The sequence below is a fragment of the Thalassobacillus sp. CUG 92003 genome (genome assembly GCF_013618635.1).
Lineage (GTDB): Bacteria > Bacillota > Bacilli > Bacillales > Halobacillaceae > CUG-92003.
The window spans coordinates 64,483-78,670 of sequence record NZ_JABLSJ010000007.1; the positions used below are offsets into that span (position 1 = coordinate 64,483).

General features: G+C 42.9%; 18 protein-coding genes and 1 riboswitch. Of the genes, 4 read left to right on the forward strand and 14 right to left on the reverse strand.

Annotated features, from left to right (window positions below; all coding sequences use genetic code 11):
- Positions 1-11: 11 nt before the first annotated feature.
- Positions 12-824, reverse strand: a complete 813-nt coding sequence (locus tag HOP45_RS12060) for a sulfite exporter TauE/SafE family protein (RefSeq protein WP_181349544.1) — start codon at positions 822-824, stop codon at positions 12-14.
- Between the two features lie 211 nt (positions 825-1,035).
- Between HOP45_RS12060 and HOP45_RS12065 the strand changes: the two genes are divergently transcribed.
- The 3 genes from HOP45_RS12065 to HOP45_RS12075 are packed head-to-tail and all read left to right on the forward strand — an operon-like array spanning position 1,036 to position 3,188.
- Positions 1,036-1,440, forward strand: a complete 405-nt coding sequence (locus tag HOP45_RS12065) for a hypothetical protein (protein ID WP_181349545.1) — start codon at positions 1,036-1,038, stop codon at positions 1,438-1,440.
- A 36-nt stretch (positions 1,441-1,476) separates the two neighbouring features.
- The gene (locus tag HOP45_RS12070) at positions 1,477-2,568 is read left to right on the forward strand and encodes a sensor histidine kinase (protein WP_181349546.1); all 1,092 of its coding nucleotides are present in this window, start codon (positions 1,477-1,479) and stop codon (positions 2,566-2,568) included.
- A gap of 17 nt (positions 2,569-2,585) precedes the next feature.
- Complete coding sequence (locus HOP45_RS12075) at positions 2,586-3,188, forward strand: response regulator transcription factor (RefSeq protein WP_181349547.1); 603 nt, start codon at positions 2,586-2,588, stop codon at positions 3,186-3,188.
- 107 nt (positions 3,189-3,295) lie between these two features.
- On the opposite strand, the gene sufB is transcribed toward HOP45_RS12075, so the two are convergent.
- The 10 genes from sufB to HOP45_RS12125 all read right to left on the reverse strand — a co-directional run bounded on the left by sufB (position 3,296) and on the right by HOP45_RS12125 (position 12,105).
- Entirely contained in the window at positions 3,296-4,696 is a 1,401-nt protein-coding gene (sufB, locus tag HOP45_RS12080) for a Fe-S cluster assembly protein SufB (protein WP_181349548.1), read from the reverse strand.
- A gap of 31 nt (positions 4,697-4,727) precedes the next feature.
- Positions 4,728-5,171 carry a Fe-S cluster assembly sulfur transfer protein SufU gene (gene sufU, locus HOP45_RS12085; protein ID WP_181349549.1) on the reverse strand — a complete coding sequence of 148 codons (444 nt, stop codon included), beginning with the start codon at positions 5,169-5,171 and terminating at the stop codon, positions 4,728-4,730.
- Complete coding sequence (locus tag HOP45_RS12090; protein ID WP_181349550.1) at positions 5,161-6,381, reverse strand: cysteine desulfurase; 1,221 nt, start codon at positions 6,379-6,381, stop codon at positions 5,161-5,163. The genes sufU and HOP45_RS12090 overlap by 11 nt, the downstream gene beginning before the upstream one ends.
- Positions 6,381-7,688: a Fe-S cluster assembly protein SufD gene (sufD, locus tag HOP45_RS12095; protein WP_181349551.1), complete on the reverse strand. Its 1,308-nt coding sequence runs from the start codon at positions 7,686-7,688 to the stop codon at positions 6,381-6,383. Before sufD ends, HOP45_RS12090 begins: the two co-directional genes overlap by 1 nt.
- An 18-nt stretch (positions 7,689-7,706) precedes the next feature.
- Complete coding sequence (sufC, locus tag HOP45_RS12100; RefSeq protein ID WP_181349552.1) at positions 7,707-8,492, reverse strand: Fe-S cluster assembly ATPase SufC; 786 nt, start codon at positions 8,490-8,492, stop codon at positions 7,707-7,709.
- Positions 8,493-8,715: 223 nt separating this feature from the next.
- Positions 8,716-8,886 (reverse strand): YuzK family famiily protein, encoded by a 171-nt coding sequence (locus HOP45_RS12105; protein WP_181349700.1) that lies wholly within the window; start codon positions 8,884-8,886, stop codon positions 8,716-8,718.
- 204 nt (positions 8,887-9,090) lie between these two features.
- A complete protein-coding gene (locus tag HOP45_RS12110) occupies positions 9,091-9,456 on the reverse strand; it encodes a carboxymuconolactone decarboxylase family protein (RefSeq protein WP_181349553.1) in 366 nt (121 codons plus the stop codon).
- A gap of 84 nt (positions 9,457-9,540) precedes the next feature.
- Positions 9,541-10,395, reverse strand: coding sequence for a MetQ/NlpA family ABC transporter substrate-binding protein (locus tag HOP45_RS12115; protein WP_181349554.1), 855 nt, complete (start codon positions 10,393-10,395; stop codon positions 9,541-9,543).
- Between the two features lie 23 nt (positions 10,396-10,418).
- Positions 10,419-11,087, reverse strand: a complete 669-nt coding sequence (locus HOP45_RS12120) for a methionine ABC transporter permease (RefSeq protein WP_181349555.1) — start codon at positions 11,085-11,087, stop codon at positions 10,419-10,421.
- Positions 11,080-12,105 carry a methionine ABC transporter ATP-binding protein gene (locus HOP45_RS12125; protein WP_181349556.1) on the reverse strand — a complete coding sequence of 342 codons (1,026 nt, stop codon included), beginning with the start codon at positions 12,103-12,105 and terminating at the stop codon, positions 11,080-11,082. Before HOP45_RS12125 ends, HOP45_RS12120 begins: the two co-directional genes overlap by 8 nt.
- A gap of 80 nt (positions 12,106-12,185) precedes the next feature.
- Positions 12,186-12,294: riboswitch (SAM riboswitch) on the reverse strand.
- A 241-nt stretch (positions 12,295-12,535) separates the two neighbouring features.
- Between HOP45_RS12125 and HOP45_RS12130 the strand changes: the two genes are divergently transcribed.
- A complete protein-coding gene (locus tag HOP45_RS12130) occupies positions 12,536-12,955 on the forward strand; it encodes a TlpA family protein disulfide reductase (protein WP_181349557.1) in 420 nt (139 codons plus the stop codon).
- Between the two features lie 23 nt (positions 12,956-12,978).
- On the opposite strand, the gene HOP45_RS12135 is transcribed toward HOP45_RS12130, so the two are convergent.
- From HOP45_RS12135 to gcvH, 3 genes are all read right to left on the reverse strand, one after another.
- Positions 12,979-13,311, reverse strand: coding sequence for a thioredoxin family protein (locus HOP45_RS12135; protein WP_181349558.1), 333 nt, complete (start codon positions 13,309-13,311; stop codon positions 12,979-12,981).
- An 11-nt stretch (positions 13,312-13,322) separates the two neighbouring features.
- Entirely contained in the window at positions 13,323-13,673 is a 351-nt protein-coding gene (locus HOP45_RS12140; RefSeq protein WP_181349559.1) for a toprim domain-containing protein, read from the reverse strand.
- A gap of 123 nt (positions 13,674-13,796) precedes the next feature.
- Complete coding sequence (gcvH, locus tag HOP45_RS12145) at positions 13,797-14,180, reverse strand: glycine cleavage system protein GcvH (RefSeq protein ID WP_181349560.1); 384 nt, start codon at positions 14,178-14,180, stop codon at positions 13,797-13,799.
- Positions 14,181-14,188: the final 8 nt, after the last annotated feature.

A 14,188-nucleotide genomic window follows, 5' to 3' on the forward strand; every position in this document is an offset into this window, starting at 1 on the left:
TCGCTCTCTCCTTATCCCAAACCTTGCCAAACTAAACGAATGCCAATCAATATTAACAACACTCTTAAGAACCATTCAACCGACTGGCTTTTCAGTTTGCGATTCAAACGTGCTCCCAACATGCCTCCGACGTAAGCACCCGGAATGAAAACCAATGCATAATTCCAGTCAACATGGCCCAACACGATATGAGTGGCAGAACTTGAGACACTTGCAAAAAAGATCATGAACATCGACGTAGCTGTGGCAATATGCGGTGGAAAACCAAGCAATAAAATCATGGCAGGTACAATGAGCGATCCGCCTCCGATGCCGAGCAGCCCAGAAAGGATGCCAACAGCGAAAGCCAACACAATACCCATTGCTATTGGAAAAGAATAAGCATACTCTTGACCATTGATATCCATCGATCTATTTTCACCTGTTTTAAATACCGCACTCTTATCTTTTTTCCGAATAAAAAACATCAAAGAGACCAAAATCATCACAATTCCAAAAAAGAGTGAAAAGGCATCGCTTTTAAAGTATTGATTAATATACGAGCCAATAATGCCTCCTGGAATACTCCCAATTAACATGAGAAGCCCGACCCGGATATCCACCCGCTTGTGTCTGATATACGTTATAGTGGAGGACAAGCCTGTAAAGATCATCACGACTAAAGAAATACCGACGATTTTTTGAGGTGTGACCCAATCAAATGACGGCATAATCTCTCCCAAAAAAAGCAGACTTGGAACGAGAATGACACCGCCTCCCAAACCGGCAATACTTCCAATCAAAGCGGTAACTAACCCTATAAATAACGATAATAATAAATCCATATAATCCCTTCATTCTATGTAACGATACCATTAGTTTATCACGATTAGGTGGAAGAAAACATTAAATTTCAAAGTGCTACGGGACAAAACGCTGCTCCTCATAACCAGATTAAATATGATATTTATCATGTGATAAAGCTGATATTTATGACTAAAAAGAGAATTCTGACTAAAGTAAGCTTAAAACACCATAAAAAACGAGGTGAAATGGATGAAAATTAATTTATTTAAAGGTATTTTGGTTGGGATTCTTGCGGGGGGCGGAGCATTGATGGTGGAGTATATGGCGGGGTGGTCGACGGGGCTTTGGTTCGAGGAATTATCGATTGTTTCCATCTTGGTTTCGAGTATTATCGCGAATTTGGCTGGAGTGCTCATTTTCCATATGATGGAGCAAAAAACGTACAGGGCGACTCTGTATTATGTGATGCTAGTCACTGGAGTTACCATACTTCTTACTCTTAACACCATTGCAAACCCGCCGCAGGAACAGTTCGGGATTGTGGGCCATCCTATTCATATTGTTGTCGCTTTGATATCAATTTGGTTGATTCCAAAATGGACGAAAAATAGGACCAGCACATTGCAGGACAATCCGACAGCAAAAGCAAATTAGTTTTAATAGATATACAATGAAACGGAAGTGCTGCCCATGCAATCCCTGCATTCTTTAACGAAAAACAGAACATCTACATTGCTTTTTATGATGATGCTTCCCTCCGTCTACTTGTTCTTTGGTCCATACGATCAGAAGTGGGCCATCTATGTTTTGTTGTTCGCAGCTCTGGTCATATGCTATTGGAAGAGTATCTCGCAATCCGCCCACCGAAAAACATGGATCTTACTGCAACTCGTAGTCGTCGCCTTGATCGGCTCTCTCTATTCACCATGGAGTCTGGCTCTGGCGTTTTATCCTGCTTTGACAATCGGCCTGTTTTTGCCTGAACGTTTTATACGCCGCTTTGTGGGGCTGATGGTTATGTCTATCCTCCTTTCTCTGGTGACTTACCATGTACGTCAGGGAGAGGAGTGGCATTTCTACTGGCTTCCTGTCGTCGCTATTATAATGGGGCTCCCATTTATCGTAAGAATGTATCGTCGGACCAGTATTATGAATGAGGAACTCAAAATGGCTAATGAAGAAATCAAACGACTGATAAAAAACGAAGAACGCGAACGCATTTCCAGAGATCTTCATGATTCAATTGGTCATACCCTCTCACTGATCACATTAAAAAGTGAATTGATGGAGCGTCTTATTCGTCTTAATCCTGATGAAGCCATCGAAGAAGCCAAAGTGATTCAATCTACTTCCAGATCTGTATTACTGCAAATCAGGGAATTAATCAACGACATGCAGGCTGTCGATCTAGAAGATGAGCTCCAACATGCAGTCGAAACCTTTGAATGGGCAAACATCACCTTTCACCAAAGAAAACGGTGGAATATTAAGATGATCACGCCGATAACTAGGAATATTCTTGGAATGTGTCTTCGTGAGTGTATCACGAACGTGCTTAAGCATAGCAGAGCAACAAACTGTACCGTGACACTCGATGAAAATGAATCATCTTACACGATTAGTGTTGAAGACGATGGAGAAGGTTTTTCAACCCACGGCCATCATAACTTCGGCAGCGGTCTGCACGGAATGAACGAACGACTGCTTTTGATTGGAGGAACACTCCATCTCCAATCCGGTAGTGAAGGAACAAACGTATCCATTACGGTTCCGAAAATGTAAAGAATGGAGCGATTGAAATGAAAATTGTGATAGCGGAAGACCAAGGGATGCTTCGCGGGGCAATCAGCCGCTTGCTGGGGATGGAAGAAGATATTGATGTCATCGGCGAAGCAGAAAACGGGCAAGCAGCGCTGGACATGATCCTGCAATTACAGCCGGATATCGCTATTTTAGATATCGAAATGCCTTTATTAAGCGGGCTGGAGGTGGCTGAAACATTACATGACAATCCCCTCCCTTGCCGCGTAGTGATGGTTACCACGTTTGCAAGAAGCGGATACCTTCAAAAAGCTGTCAAGGCCGGGGTCCACGGGTATTTATTAAAAGAGACACCTGTAACAGAGTTAGCGGAGTCCTTACGAAGAATCCAGCGTGGCGAACGTATTTTTAGTCCACAATTGACTTTCGTTTCTTTAAAAGAACACAACCCTCTTACGAATAGAGAAATAGAAATTTTACAATCTCTGCAAGCTGGGAAATCCGTAAAAGACATGACTCACTCCCTCTTTTTATCTGAGGGGACCATTCGAAATTATATTTCTGAGGTAATGCAAAAATTAGAAGCTAAAAACAGGATAGAAGCTGTTAGCATCGCTGAGTCAAAGGGGTGGCTCTCGTAACACGTTCGGATGATTCACCCGTATGTATTAGGCATGATATTCATACACAACAGGGCCGCGCCATTGGCGCGGCCCTGTTGTGCTTACTTTTATATCAAGCTCTAATATTAACCGATTGAGCCTTCCATTTCGAATTTGATCAAACGGTTCATTTCGACAGCGTATTCCATCGGAAGTTCTTTTGTAAACGGCTCAATGAAGCCCATTACAATCATTTCTGTTGCTTCTTCTTCAGAAATACCGCGACTCATCAAGTAGAACAATTGCTCTTCAGAAACTTTGGAAACTTTTGCTTCGTGCTCAAGCGAAATGTTCTCGTTCATGATTTCGTTGTATGGGATCGTATCTGAGGTGGACTCATTATCCATAATCAACGTATCGCACTCAACGTTGGAGCGTGCACCCTCAGCTTTACGGCCAAATTGCACAATTCCTCGGTAGGTAACTTTACCGCCGTGTTTTGAGATAGATTTTGACACAATTGTTGAAGACGTATTTGGCGCAAGATGGTGCATTTTCGCCCCAGCGTCTTGGTGCTGACCCTTGCCGGCGAGCGCAATGGACAAGGTCATGCCTCGCGCACCTTCTCCTCTCAAGATGACAGAAGGATACTTCATGGTCAGCTTGGAACCGAGGTTGCCGTCAACCCATTCCATGGTTGCGTTCTCATCAGCAATGGCACGTTTTGTCACCAAGTTATAAACGTTATTGGCCCAGTTCTGAATGGTGGTATAGCGGCAATAAGCATCTTTCTTAACATAGATTTCAACAACTGCACTGTGGAGTGAATTAGTGGAGTACACGGGTGCTGTACAACCTTCTACATAGTGAACAGAAGCGCCTTCGTCTACGATAATCAAGGTGCGCTCAAACTGTCCCATGTTCTCAGAGTTAATACGGAAATAAGCCTGAAGCGGCGTATCCGTTTTAACGCCTTTAGGAACATAAATGAAAGAACCACCCGACCAAACGGCCGAATTCAATGCAGAGAATTTATTGTCTGACGGAGGAATAACTTTGCCCAAGTATTCCTTGAACAACTCCTCATCCTCTTTAAGTGCAGTGTCAGTGTCTTTGAAAATAATGCCCATATTTTCAAGGTCTTCCTGCATGTTGTGATAAACCACTTCTGATTCATACTGAGCCGAAACACCTGCTAGATATTTTTGCTCAGCTTCAGGGATGCCAAGACGATCGAATGTGTTCTTGATCTCTTCAGGCACTTCATCCCAGGAACGCTCTGATTGTTCTGATGGTTTCACGTAATACGTGATATCATCAAAGTTCAGTTCATCCAGGTCGCCGCCCCATTGCGGCATCGGTTTCTTATAGAATTGCTCTAACGCTTTCAGCCGGAAATCCAACATCCATTGCGGTTCTTCTTTATAATTAGAAATTTGTTCGACGACTTCTTTTGTGAGGCCTTTTTGAGTGCGGAAGATTGATACGTCGCGTTCATGGAACCCATACTTATAATCTTCTTCGACTTCTGGTGCTTTCTTAGCCATTTCAAATACCTCCTTTTGGTATTACAAGCTACTACGCCTGTTCTTCTTCGTCAACACCTTTTTCCATAGCCTTCCATGCCAATGTAGCACATTTTATCCGTGCAGGAAACTTTGAAACGCCTTGCAAGGCTTCTATATCCCCAAAATCGATATCTTCTTCTTCAATATCGCTTCCTTGCATCATTTCTGAAAAAATGCGGGACATTTTCAATGCTTCATCCACACTTTTACCTTTAATGGCTTGAGTCATCATGGAAGCTGATGACATGCTGATAGAACACCCTTCTCCATCGAATTTAGCTTCTTTGACGTGGTTATCTTCCACTTGAAGCTGCAACTGGATACGATCACCACAAGTAGGGTTATTCATATCGATGGCAAGGTGATCTCCATCAACGGTGCCGCGATTTCGCGGATTTTTATAATGGTCCATGATGACTTGCCGATAAAGGGTATCTAAGTTGTTAAAAGACATCTCCAAAATACTCCTTTGTTTTTTGTAATCCGTCGACAAGCCGATCAATATCGTTCTCGTTGTTATAAAGATAAAAACTTGCTCTAGCTGTAGCCGACACCTCAAGCCATTTCATAAGCGGTTGAGCACAATGATGACCTGCACGCACTGCAACCCCTTCCGCATCTAATACAGTAGCTACATCATGAGGATGTACATCACTCATATTGAATGTAACAAGCGCTGCGCGGTCATCGGGGCCATAAATCGTTAATCCGTCGATTGTTTGCATGCGCTGCTGGGCGTATGCAGCCAATTTATGCTCATGAGATTCTATCTCGTCAAATCCAATTTCATTGAGGAAATCGATAGCAGCTCCGAGGCCGATTGCACCGGCGATAATCGGCGTTCCACCTTCAAATTTCCAGGGGAGGTCTTTCCATGTCGCATCATAGAGATTTACAAAATCAATCATTTCCCCGCCAAATTCCACGGGTTCCATGTTTTTCAATAAATCCCTTTTTCCATACATAACCCCGATCCCTGTCGGACCACACATTTTGTGACCCGAGAATGCGTAGAAATCACAGTCCAAATCCTGGACATCTATTTTGATATGCGGAGCGCTTTGGGCACCGTCCACCACTGTAACAGCTCCGTAGCGGTGGGCAATTTCCGTTATATCTTTGATAGGATTCACGGTTCCAAGCACATTCGACACGTGGACAATCGCTACGATTTTCGTACGCTCAGTCAATGTCGCTTCGACATCCTGCAACGAGATTGTTCCATCTTCTTGAAGAGGAAGATATTTCAACGTAGCGCCTGTCGCTTTAGCTGTCTGCTGCCATGGTATCAAATTGCTGTGATGCTCCATCGGGGTGATGACGATTTCGTCGCCTTCACTCAACTGTTCACGGCCATAGCTATAAGCGATGGTATTGATGGCAGTCGTCGTCCCACGGGTGAATATAACTTCCTCCATGCTTCGGGCGTTTATGAAACGGCGGACTTTTTCTCGTGCACCTTCATATTCGTCGGTCGCATGCGTTCCAAGCGTGTGTACACCGCGGTGCACATTGGAATTATAGTTCCGGTAGTATTCATCAAGCTTTTCAATCACCTGTACCGGTTTTTGAGAAGTAGCCGAGGAATCCAAGTAAACCAACGGGTGTCCATTCATTTCCTGTTGCAGAATCGGAAATTGATCCCGAATTGCCTGGATGTCCATTAATAAACTTTCCTTTCAATAACCTGAGTCAGCTGGTTCTTAACTGCTTGGATCGGCAGTTGATTGACTACTGGTGCTAAGAAACCGTGGATGATCAAACGCTGCGCTTCGACTTTGGAAATGCCGCGGCTCATCAGATAATACAGTTGAACAGGGTCTACTCGACCGACTGAGGCAGCGTGTCCTGCTGTCACATCATCTTCATCAATCAAGAGAATTGGATTAGCGTCACCACGCGCATCTTTACTCAACATCAAGACACGTGATTCTTGTTCCGCATTCGATTTTGTGGCGCCGTGTGCAATTTTCCCAATGCCGTTAAAAATCGCAGATGCTTTATCTTTCATCACACCATGTTGAAGGATATAACCTTCCGACTCTTTGCCATAGTGAGTTATATTAGCCGTAAAGTTGGAAATTTGGCTACCTCTTCCTACGGTTACTGTTTTCGCGTTGGCAAACGAATTCTCGCCCATAAGGTGCGTTACATTCTCAGATGCTGTATTGCCTTCATTCATTTGACCTAACGCCCACTCTATTCTTGCATCCCGATCTGCAACGCCGCGACGGTTAACATAAACAGTCGTACCTGCCGCGAAGTTGTCGACAGCACCGAAGGAAACCTTAGCATTTGCTTTTGCGAACACTTCAGTGACAATGTTGGCTGTCGACTGCTCCTCTTTATTATGAGAAATATAGTTTTCTACATACGTAACTGAACTGTTTTCTTCAGCTACTACGAGGATGTGGTTGAAAAATGCAGCTTCAGGGTCTTCCTGCCAGAAGATAGCCTGCAGAGGCTCTTCGATTTCGACATTTTTAGGAACATATACGAAAACACCACTGTTCATTAACGCTGCATGCAACGCTGACAAGCGATGTTCATCCACATGAACGGCATCCTTCATATAATATTGCGCGACCAGATCACCATGCTCACGCAAGGCCGTAAATATATCAGTGAAAATAACACCTTTATTTTTTAGCTCTTCGCTCATCGTACTATACGCAGCAATCTGGTTACGTTGAATCAACAGATTGGCTGGTGTGTGATCTTCTTCAAGGAAGTCTTGAATTTCAGGCGGGAGCGTATCCAATGAAGGGATTGATTCCGCATCTACATTGTGCTTGAAATTCGAGAAATTCCATTTCGTTATATTCGTTTTATCAGGCTTTGGCATCGGCAGGTTCTCTGCTTTCTCCAATGCATCCAGGCGAAGGGTTTTCATCCATTCTGGTTCATTTAAGCCTTCTGAAAATTGACGCACATAGTCTTTGTCGTATGCTTGTGAAATATCTACAGCCATGCTATCCCTCCTATCCAATTACGCGTTCTGGCTAACCGTTTCGTCTTCAATGCCTAATTCGTCTTTTATCCAGTCGTAACCTTCCTCTTCAAGGCGCTGAGCCAGTTCTGGTCCGCCGGATTTAACGATGCGTCCTTGCATCATCACGTGTACGTTATCTGGCGTTACGTAGTTAAGCAGACGCTGATAGTGTGTGATGATCAAGCAGCCGAAGTTGTCATCGCGCATGTCATTGATCCCTTTAGCTACGACTTTCAAAGCGTCAATATCCAACCCAGAGTCGATTTCGTCAAGGATGGCAATAGCTGGCTGTATCATCATCAATTGAAGAATCTCATTACGTTTCTTCTCACCGCCTGAGAAACCTTCATTCAAATAACGCTGAGCCATGTTTTTGTCAATGTCCAACGTGTCCATCTTGCTATCCATTTCTTTAATGAACTTCATGAGGGAAATCTCGTCCCCTTCTTCGCGACGGGCATTAATAGAAGAACGAAGGAAATCGGAATTAGTCACTCCACTGATTTCACTTGGGTACTGCATAGCCAGGAATAATCCAGCCTGGGCACGTTCGTCGACTTCCATTTCCAGAACGTTTTCACCATCAAGGAAAATGTCACCTTGCGTTACTTCATATTTGGGATGGCCCATGATAGCCGAAGCAAGGGTTGATTTCCCTGTCCCGTTCGGTCCCATGACTGCATGGAACTCACCACCTGTTAACGTTAAATTAACGCCATTCAGAATTTTTTCTCCTTCAATTTCTACATGAAGATCTTTGATTTCTAAAGTCGATCCTGCCATAATTTATACCTCCATCTATCTGAATTAAGTTGATAAAGAATACCTTAAATTCTCAATCTATTCTCATTACAATCTTATATCATTTAAAACCTGATATCAACTTTTTACTATGTTCCCGACTGTATTCCATTGAGATGTTCCATTCAATCCTCTCGCGAAAAAATTTCCTTATGTATAGCATACAAGAAAAGAGCAGGTGATTTAAACCACCTGCTCTTTTTCTTTATCTATGAAGTTGTTTTTCAACTTCAGCTACTAATTTTTTACTTTGTTGATGTTCTTCATTTCGCTTTCTTTCCACTTCCAAACGCTGATCCAATTTTCTGCTGTACTCTTCATATCCAAGCCCATGTGTTTTATGCATGGCTTTTTCCATCTCAGCAGTATAATTCAAGTTCAGATCGTCGTTAATAATAAATCAATCCTTTCAGATTTTTTACACAATTAATCTTACCATAGCTATTTTTTCCAGCCAATCTTGCTGTATATCGGTATAGGACCAATGACAATTAAAATTCCCCGTTGCTACCTTTTCACCTTAACCGTAAAGATAATACATAATGATTTCTCCCCGTTGCTTCCAATTTCTTTTGTGACTTCAATGTGTTGAAGAAGTGAGATCATTCCATGCATTTTGAACGAGGGTGACCGCCTGGCTTAGGGCCGCCCCTCCACCGAAGGCCGCCGAAACGCCACAAGCTTCCATGATTTCTTCCTCATTTGCACCGTGATCCACACATCCTTTTGTATGGTAGATCATGCAGTATTCATCTTGAGCTGCTATGCTGATTCCCAGAGCGATAAGATGCTTTTCTTTCTTTGAGAGTGTCCCTTCTTTAAAACAAGCTTCTGAAAACGCATTGAATTGGTGTGCAATATGGGGAACTTTCTCTGAAAATACCCCGATTCCATGTTTATACTCCTGCAAATACGTTTCAGTCTGATTCATATTGTGTTCCGTCATATTTTCATCCTCCAAACTAAAATAACGTGTCCCTGCTTAGTATTGGCAGAGACCACGTTATTATGTCAAAGAGGTGATCAACGATTAGTCGTTTCCATTCACAGGTACGACGGCGCCGTCATACTCCTCTTTAATAAAGCTTTGGATTTCTTCAGTACGAAGCACATCAACCAACGTTTGCAATGCTTCAGAATCTTCATCTGAAGCGTTGGCTGCAATGACGTTTACATAAGGAGATTCCGATCCTTCTAGGATTAAAGCATCCTCACTCGGGTTCAAATCAGCTTCAATTGCGTAATTCGTATTGATGGCAACAAGGGTGTTTTCCTCGCGCTCATACATTTCGGGTAAAAATGCCGCTTCGTACTGGGCATCAAATTTAAGATTTTTTGGGTTTTCTACAACATCGTCAGTTGTAGCATCCACTTTGTTTACATCTTTATCTAATTTTATCAAACCTTCACGTTCGAGTAATGAAAGGATGCGACCATGATCTGCAACAGAGCGACTCATGAGTACGGTTGTGCCGTCCTCAATCTCATCCAGGCTGGAAATACTGCTGCTATAGATCCCCATAGGCTCAATGTGAATGCCGCCTAGATTGACGAAATCGTAGCCATTTTCTTCTTTTTGCTGTTCAAGATAAGGAATGTGCTGGAAATAGTTCGCATCAATCTCTCCTGCGTCCAAATGTTGGTTGGGTAAAACATAATCTTGATATTCTTCAATATTCAATGTGATGCCTTCTTCTTCAAGTAATGGTTTCGCTTCTTCAAGCACTTCAGCGTGTGGTGTGCTTGTTGCACCTACTGTAATTTCGTCTGTTCCTTCCTCCCCGTTTCCATTGCCGCTATTTGAACCTTCCTCGTTGGAAGAGCCGCAAGCTGCCAAAACTATAAGCAATACGCCTGTTAGTAAACTGATCGTTAATTTTCTCATCGTTCATTACCCCTTTAATTTATTTATCGTTTATCTAATTGTCGTGATACAAAGTCGCCAATAAATTGAAATATAAATACAATTAAGACGATTAAAATCGTGCAAACCAGCACAACATCAATGTCGCTCCGTTGGAATCCGTAAAAGTAAGCAAAATCTCCCAATCCGCCTGCTCCAATGACTCCAGCAATTGCTGTATAGCCAATGAGGGCAATAGCGGTCACGGTAATACCAGAAACGAGGGCAGGCATTGATTCTGGCAGCAATACTTTGAAAATGATTGTTTTGTATGAGGCCCCCATCGCCTTAGCCGCTTCTATGACGCCTTTATCAACCTCTTTCAAAGCAATTTCCACTAACCTGGCATAAAAGGGAGCTCCCCCAATAATTAACGCTGGCAAAGCAGCTTTTGGGCCTCTGATTGTTCCCATAAGAAAATCAGTGAAAGGAAATAATAGCAGAATCAAAATAATAAATGGGATGGCTCTGAATACGTTGACGAGAGAAGCTGTCAGTAAATTTGTTATTTTATTTTGCCAGAGCCCTCCAGGCGCCGTCAGATACAAGAGCAATCCAAGCAAAATACCTAGAATGAACGTGCCCGCTACTGAGATGACTGTCATATATAACGTTTCATTCGTAGCCGTAATCATATCTTCCAATTCAACATTTGGAAATAACTGCTTAAGCATCAGGATTCACCTCCACTTCAACAGACGTCTTTTCTACGAATGCGATCGCTCGTCCAATTTCATCCTCTTCCCCCTCAAGGTGAACGAATAATGTCCCGTACGCCCCTTTCTGGGTTTGGGTGATTTTCCCGTGAAGGATATTAATATCCAACTTGAATTCACGTGATAGTTCACTAATGAGAGCCTGGTTAGTGCTCTCTCCTACAAAATGAAGGCGCACGATACGACCGGATTGATATTTTTGATGGATCAACCCTAACGAGTGCTCTTGCTCAGGATCGCCCATTACTTGGTCGACAAATTTTCGTGTGACCGGCTGTTGAGGATGAAGAAATACATCAAGCACGTCACCTTGCTCAACCACAGCTCCCTCTTCCATAACGGCTACGCGGTGACAGATTTTTCGTATGACATGCATTTCGTGCGTAATCAAGACAATCGTCAGACCGAGTTTCTGATTGATGTCAACAAGCAAATTTAATATAGAATCGGTCGTATCAGGGTCAAGGGCTGACGTAGCTTCATCACACAATAAAACTTTCGGGTTGTTCGCTAGTGCTCTCGCAATACCCACGCGCTGTTTTTGCCCTCCACTTAATTGGGAAGGATAGGCATTTTGCCGTTCACCAAGCCCGACCAGCTCCATCAGTTCCGCGACTCGGCTTTCTCGCTCTTCTTTTGGCACACCTGCTATTTCCAGCGGAAAAGCAATATTCTCCTTGACTGTTCTTGACCATAACAAATTGAAATGTTGAAAGATCATGCCCATTTCTTGACGGGCCATGCGAAGTTCCCGTTTATGGAGCGAAGTTATCTCCTGGTCATCAATGGTTACACGGCCATCGCTCGGATCTTCCAAGCGGTTCAACAAGCGGATAAATGTACTCTTCCCCGCTCCGCTATACCCGATGACACCAAAGATTTCCCCTTTAGTAATGGATAAGTCAAGTTGATCAACAGCCTGGACCTGCTGATCTTTTGTTTGGAACACTTTAGACAAGTTATTGATTGAAATCATGCTGACTCCTCCTTCAGACACAAAAAAGCCTTTCTGCTCAAGGGAACAGAAAGGCGAAAAAATTCGTCTCAACTTCTGTTCTCTCATCTGCCAAAGCTGAACGCTCTGCAGGATTTGGCACCTTCTCAAGCAATGCTTGACGGTTGCCGGGCTTCATCGGGCCAGTCCCTCTGCCACTCTCGATAAGAGAAAATATTTTGATTTATTATCACTTTAACTTGTTTAAGTATTACGTGATGGATTCTAGCACCCTCATCATGTTGTGTCAATAATTATACACTTTTTTCATAAGGCGTTATTAAAATTGATTTCAAGAAGCGTACCCTTATTTGATCGTTCTCTGAAAACAGCATAGTTTATGACGTATACGATTATCCTATGTTAGCATAATGGAAGTTAAAAACGCCATTTTAAGAAAGGGGTCAACACGATGGAGCAAGCTCCTTCCTTCGATTTATCGTACTTGAACTCAGATGAAACATTCCATCTGAACGATCACATTGGCCACGTCATTATGCTGACGTTTTGGACCTCCTGGTGTCCGGATTCTGCTCGTGATTTACCCAAGAAAGAACAGCTATACAACACCATAAATCATGACAATGTCCATATGGTGACCATAAACGTTCCTGGCCGTGAACGAGACCCTGAGGCAGGCATCCAATTTGCTCATAAATATTTAAACCAACCTACACTCCAGGACGACGGACGTCGTGTCTATGATCGCTATAAATGCGATGGCGTTCCGAGTACTGTCATCATCAATCAAGCTGGTCTCATCTATGCGCAATTCGGAGATCAGACTGATTTTCTCACCATAGTAGAAACCCTGGGAGAAGTGGTTGATTAACGCCACTTCCCCCAGGGGTTATATTATCTGAGATTTTCTGCTTTTTGGTTAATGTAAGGTGTTAATTTTTCATACAGAAACGGGACGGAATGAAATGCATACACTTTCTCGACAACGTGACCCTGACGGGTAATGAGCAAACAAGGGACACTTTCAATTTTATAGGCGTCCATCGCTTCAGCATAAAATGCAGCATTCAACTGTTGGAAGAGACTAGAGTCATACAACGCCTCAATACTATGAAGCATTTTCCTCGCCACCTGACACGTGCCACACATGGTCGTATAGACAAAAGTCAATGCCACACCTTGTTCCCTCAAGTCATTCTCAAATGACGACGTTTCTATTTCAATCATGGTAAACATCCTTATATAAGATAAATAGGTTTCACTGTAAAATGACGGCTGAGCAAGGCTCTCGCCAATTCGGGCTCAGGCGTCGCTGCCACTTCCCTGAACGTCTTATCGATGTAAATATGTTCAGCATGGGGGAGTTCATGGGAAAGCTGTTTACGCAGTTTATATCCAGAATGGTCTTCATCCACGAGAATATAAACCGGACGATGGTCCAAGTTATGATCCAAAATGATTTCTTCCATCCTTTCAACCCCAAGTGTCCCATGCGTACATACGATATCGATATCTTCAGCCAGTATTTTTTTTAATTGTTTCTTATCTGTAATGCCCTCTACGATCACGATCCGTTCTTCTTCATCCATTCATATCACCTGCTATTTGGCACAGTCTATATAAAACAGACCATGCCCTTCAGTTAAAGCATGGTCTGCAGCTTGATGACGCTAAGATTGATCGTTGAATCATCAATTATCTCGTTATTATGCTTAGTCTTCGTTAATCATTTTTTCATATTCTTCAGCAGACATCAGCTCATCGATTTCCGATGAATCTTTCGGTTCCACTACAACCATCCATGCTTTATCATATGGTGATTCGTTAACAAATTCCGGGCTATCTTCTAATTCTTCATTAATTTCTACAACTTTACCATTAATGGGGGCGTACAATTCGGAAACCGTTTTAACAGATTCTACACTACCAAACGGCTCGTCTGCTTCAATTGCATCGCCTTCTTCTGGCAATTCAACAAATACAATATCCCCCAATTCAGATTGTGCGAAATCCGTGATACCAATGCGCACCTTATCTCCTTCAACTTTTACCCATTCATGTTCTTCAGAATAACGTAAATCTTTAGGTAAGCTCATCATTACCC

Excerpts from the sequence above, each read along its gene's own strand:
- HOP45_RS12060 (WP_181349544.1), bottom strand. The coding sequence starts at position 824 with ATGGATTTATTATTATCGTTATTTATAGGGTTAGTTACCGCTTTGATT.
- HOP45_RS12065 (WP_181349545.1), top strand. The coding sequence starts at position 1,036 with ATGAAAATTAATTTATTTAAAGGTATTTTGGTTGGGATTCTTGCGGGG.
- HOP45_RS12070 (WP_181349546.1), top strand. The coding sequence starts at position 1,477 with ATGCAATCCCTGCATTCTTTAACGAAAAACAGAACATCTACATTGCTT.
- HOP45_RS12075 (WP_181349547.1), top strand. The coding sequence starts at position 2,586 with ATGAAAATTGTGATAGCGGAAGACCAAGGGATGCTTCGCGGGGCAATC.
- sufB (WP_181349548.1), bottom strand. The coding sequence starts at position 4,696 with ATGGCTAAGAAAGCACCAGAAGTCGAAGAAGATTATAAGTATGGGTTC.
- sufU (WP_181349549.1), bottom strand. The coding sequence starts at position 5,171 with ATGTCTTTTAACAACTTAGATACCCTTTATCGGCAAGTCATCATGGAC.
- HOP45_RS12090 (WP_181349550.1), bottom strand. The coding sequence starts at position 6,381 with ATGGACATCCAGGCAATTCGGGATCAATTTCCGATTCTGCAACAGGAA.
- sufD (WP_181349551.1), bottom strand. The coding sequence starts at position 7,688 with ATGGCTGTAGATATTTCACAAGCATACGACAAAGACTATGTGCGTCAA.
- sufC (WP_181349552.1), bottom strand. The coding sequence starts at position 8,492 with ATGGCAGGATCGACTTTAGAAATCAAAGATCTTCATGTAGAAATTGAA.
- HOP45_RS12110 (WP_181349553.1), bottom strand. The coding sequence starts at position 9,456 with ATGACGGAACACAATATGAATCAGACTGAAACGTATTTGCAGGAGTAT.
- HOP45_RS12115 (WP_181349554.1), bottom strand. The coding sequence starts at position 10,395 with ATGAGAAAATTAACGATCAGTTTACTAACAGGCGTATTGCTTATAGTT.
- HOP45_RS12120 (WP_181349555.1), bottom strand. The coding sequence starts at position 11,087 with ATGCTTAAGCAGTTATTTCCAAATGTTGAATTGGAAGATATGATTACG.
- HOP45_RS12125 (WP_181349556.1), bottom strand. The coding sequence starts at position 12,105 with ATGATTTCAATCAATAACTTGTCTAAAGTGTTCCAAACAAAAGATCAG.
- HOP45_RS12130 (WP_181349557.1), top strand. The coding sequence starts at position 12,536 with ATGGAGCAAGCTCCTTCCTTCGATTTATCGTACTTGAACTCAGATGAA.
- HOP45_RS12135 (WP_181349558.1), bottom strand. The coding sequence starts at position 13,311 with ATGATTGAAATAGAAACGTCGTCATTTGAGAATGACTTGAGGGAACAA.
- HOP45_RS12140 (WP_181349559.1), bottom strand. The coding sequence starts at position 13,673 with ATGGATGAAGAAGAACGGATCGTGATCGTAGAGGGCATTACAGATAAG.
- gcvH (WP_181349560.1), bottom strand. The coding sequence starts at position 14,180 with ATGAGCTTACCTAAAGATTTACGTTATTCTGAAGAACATGAATGGGTA.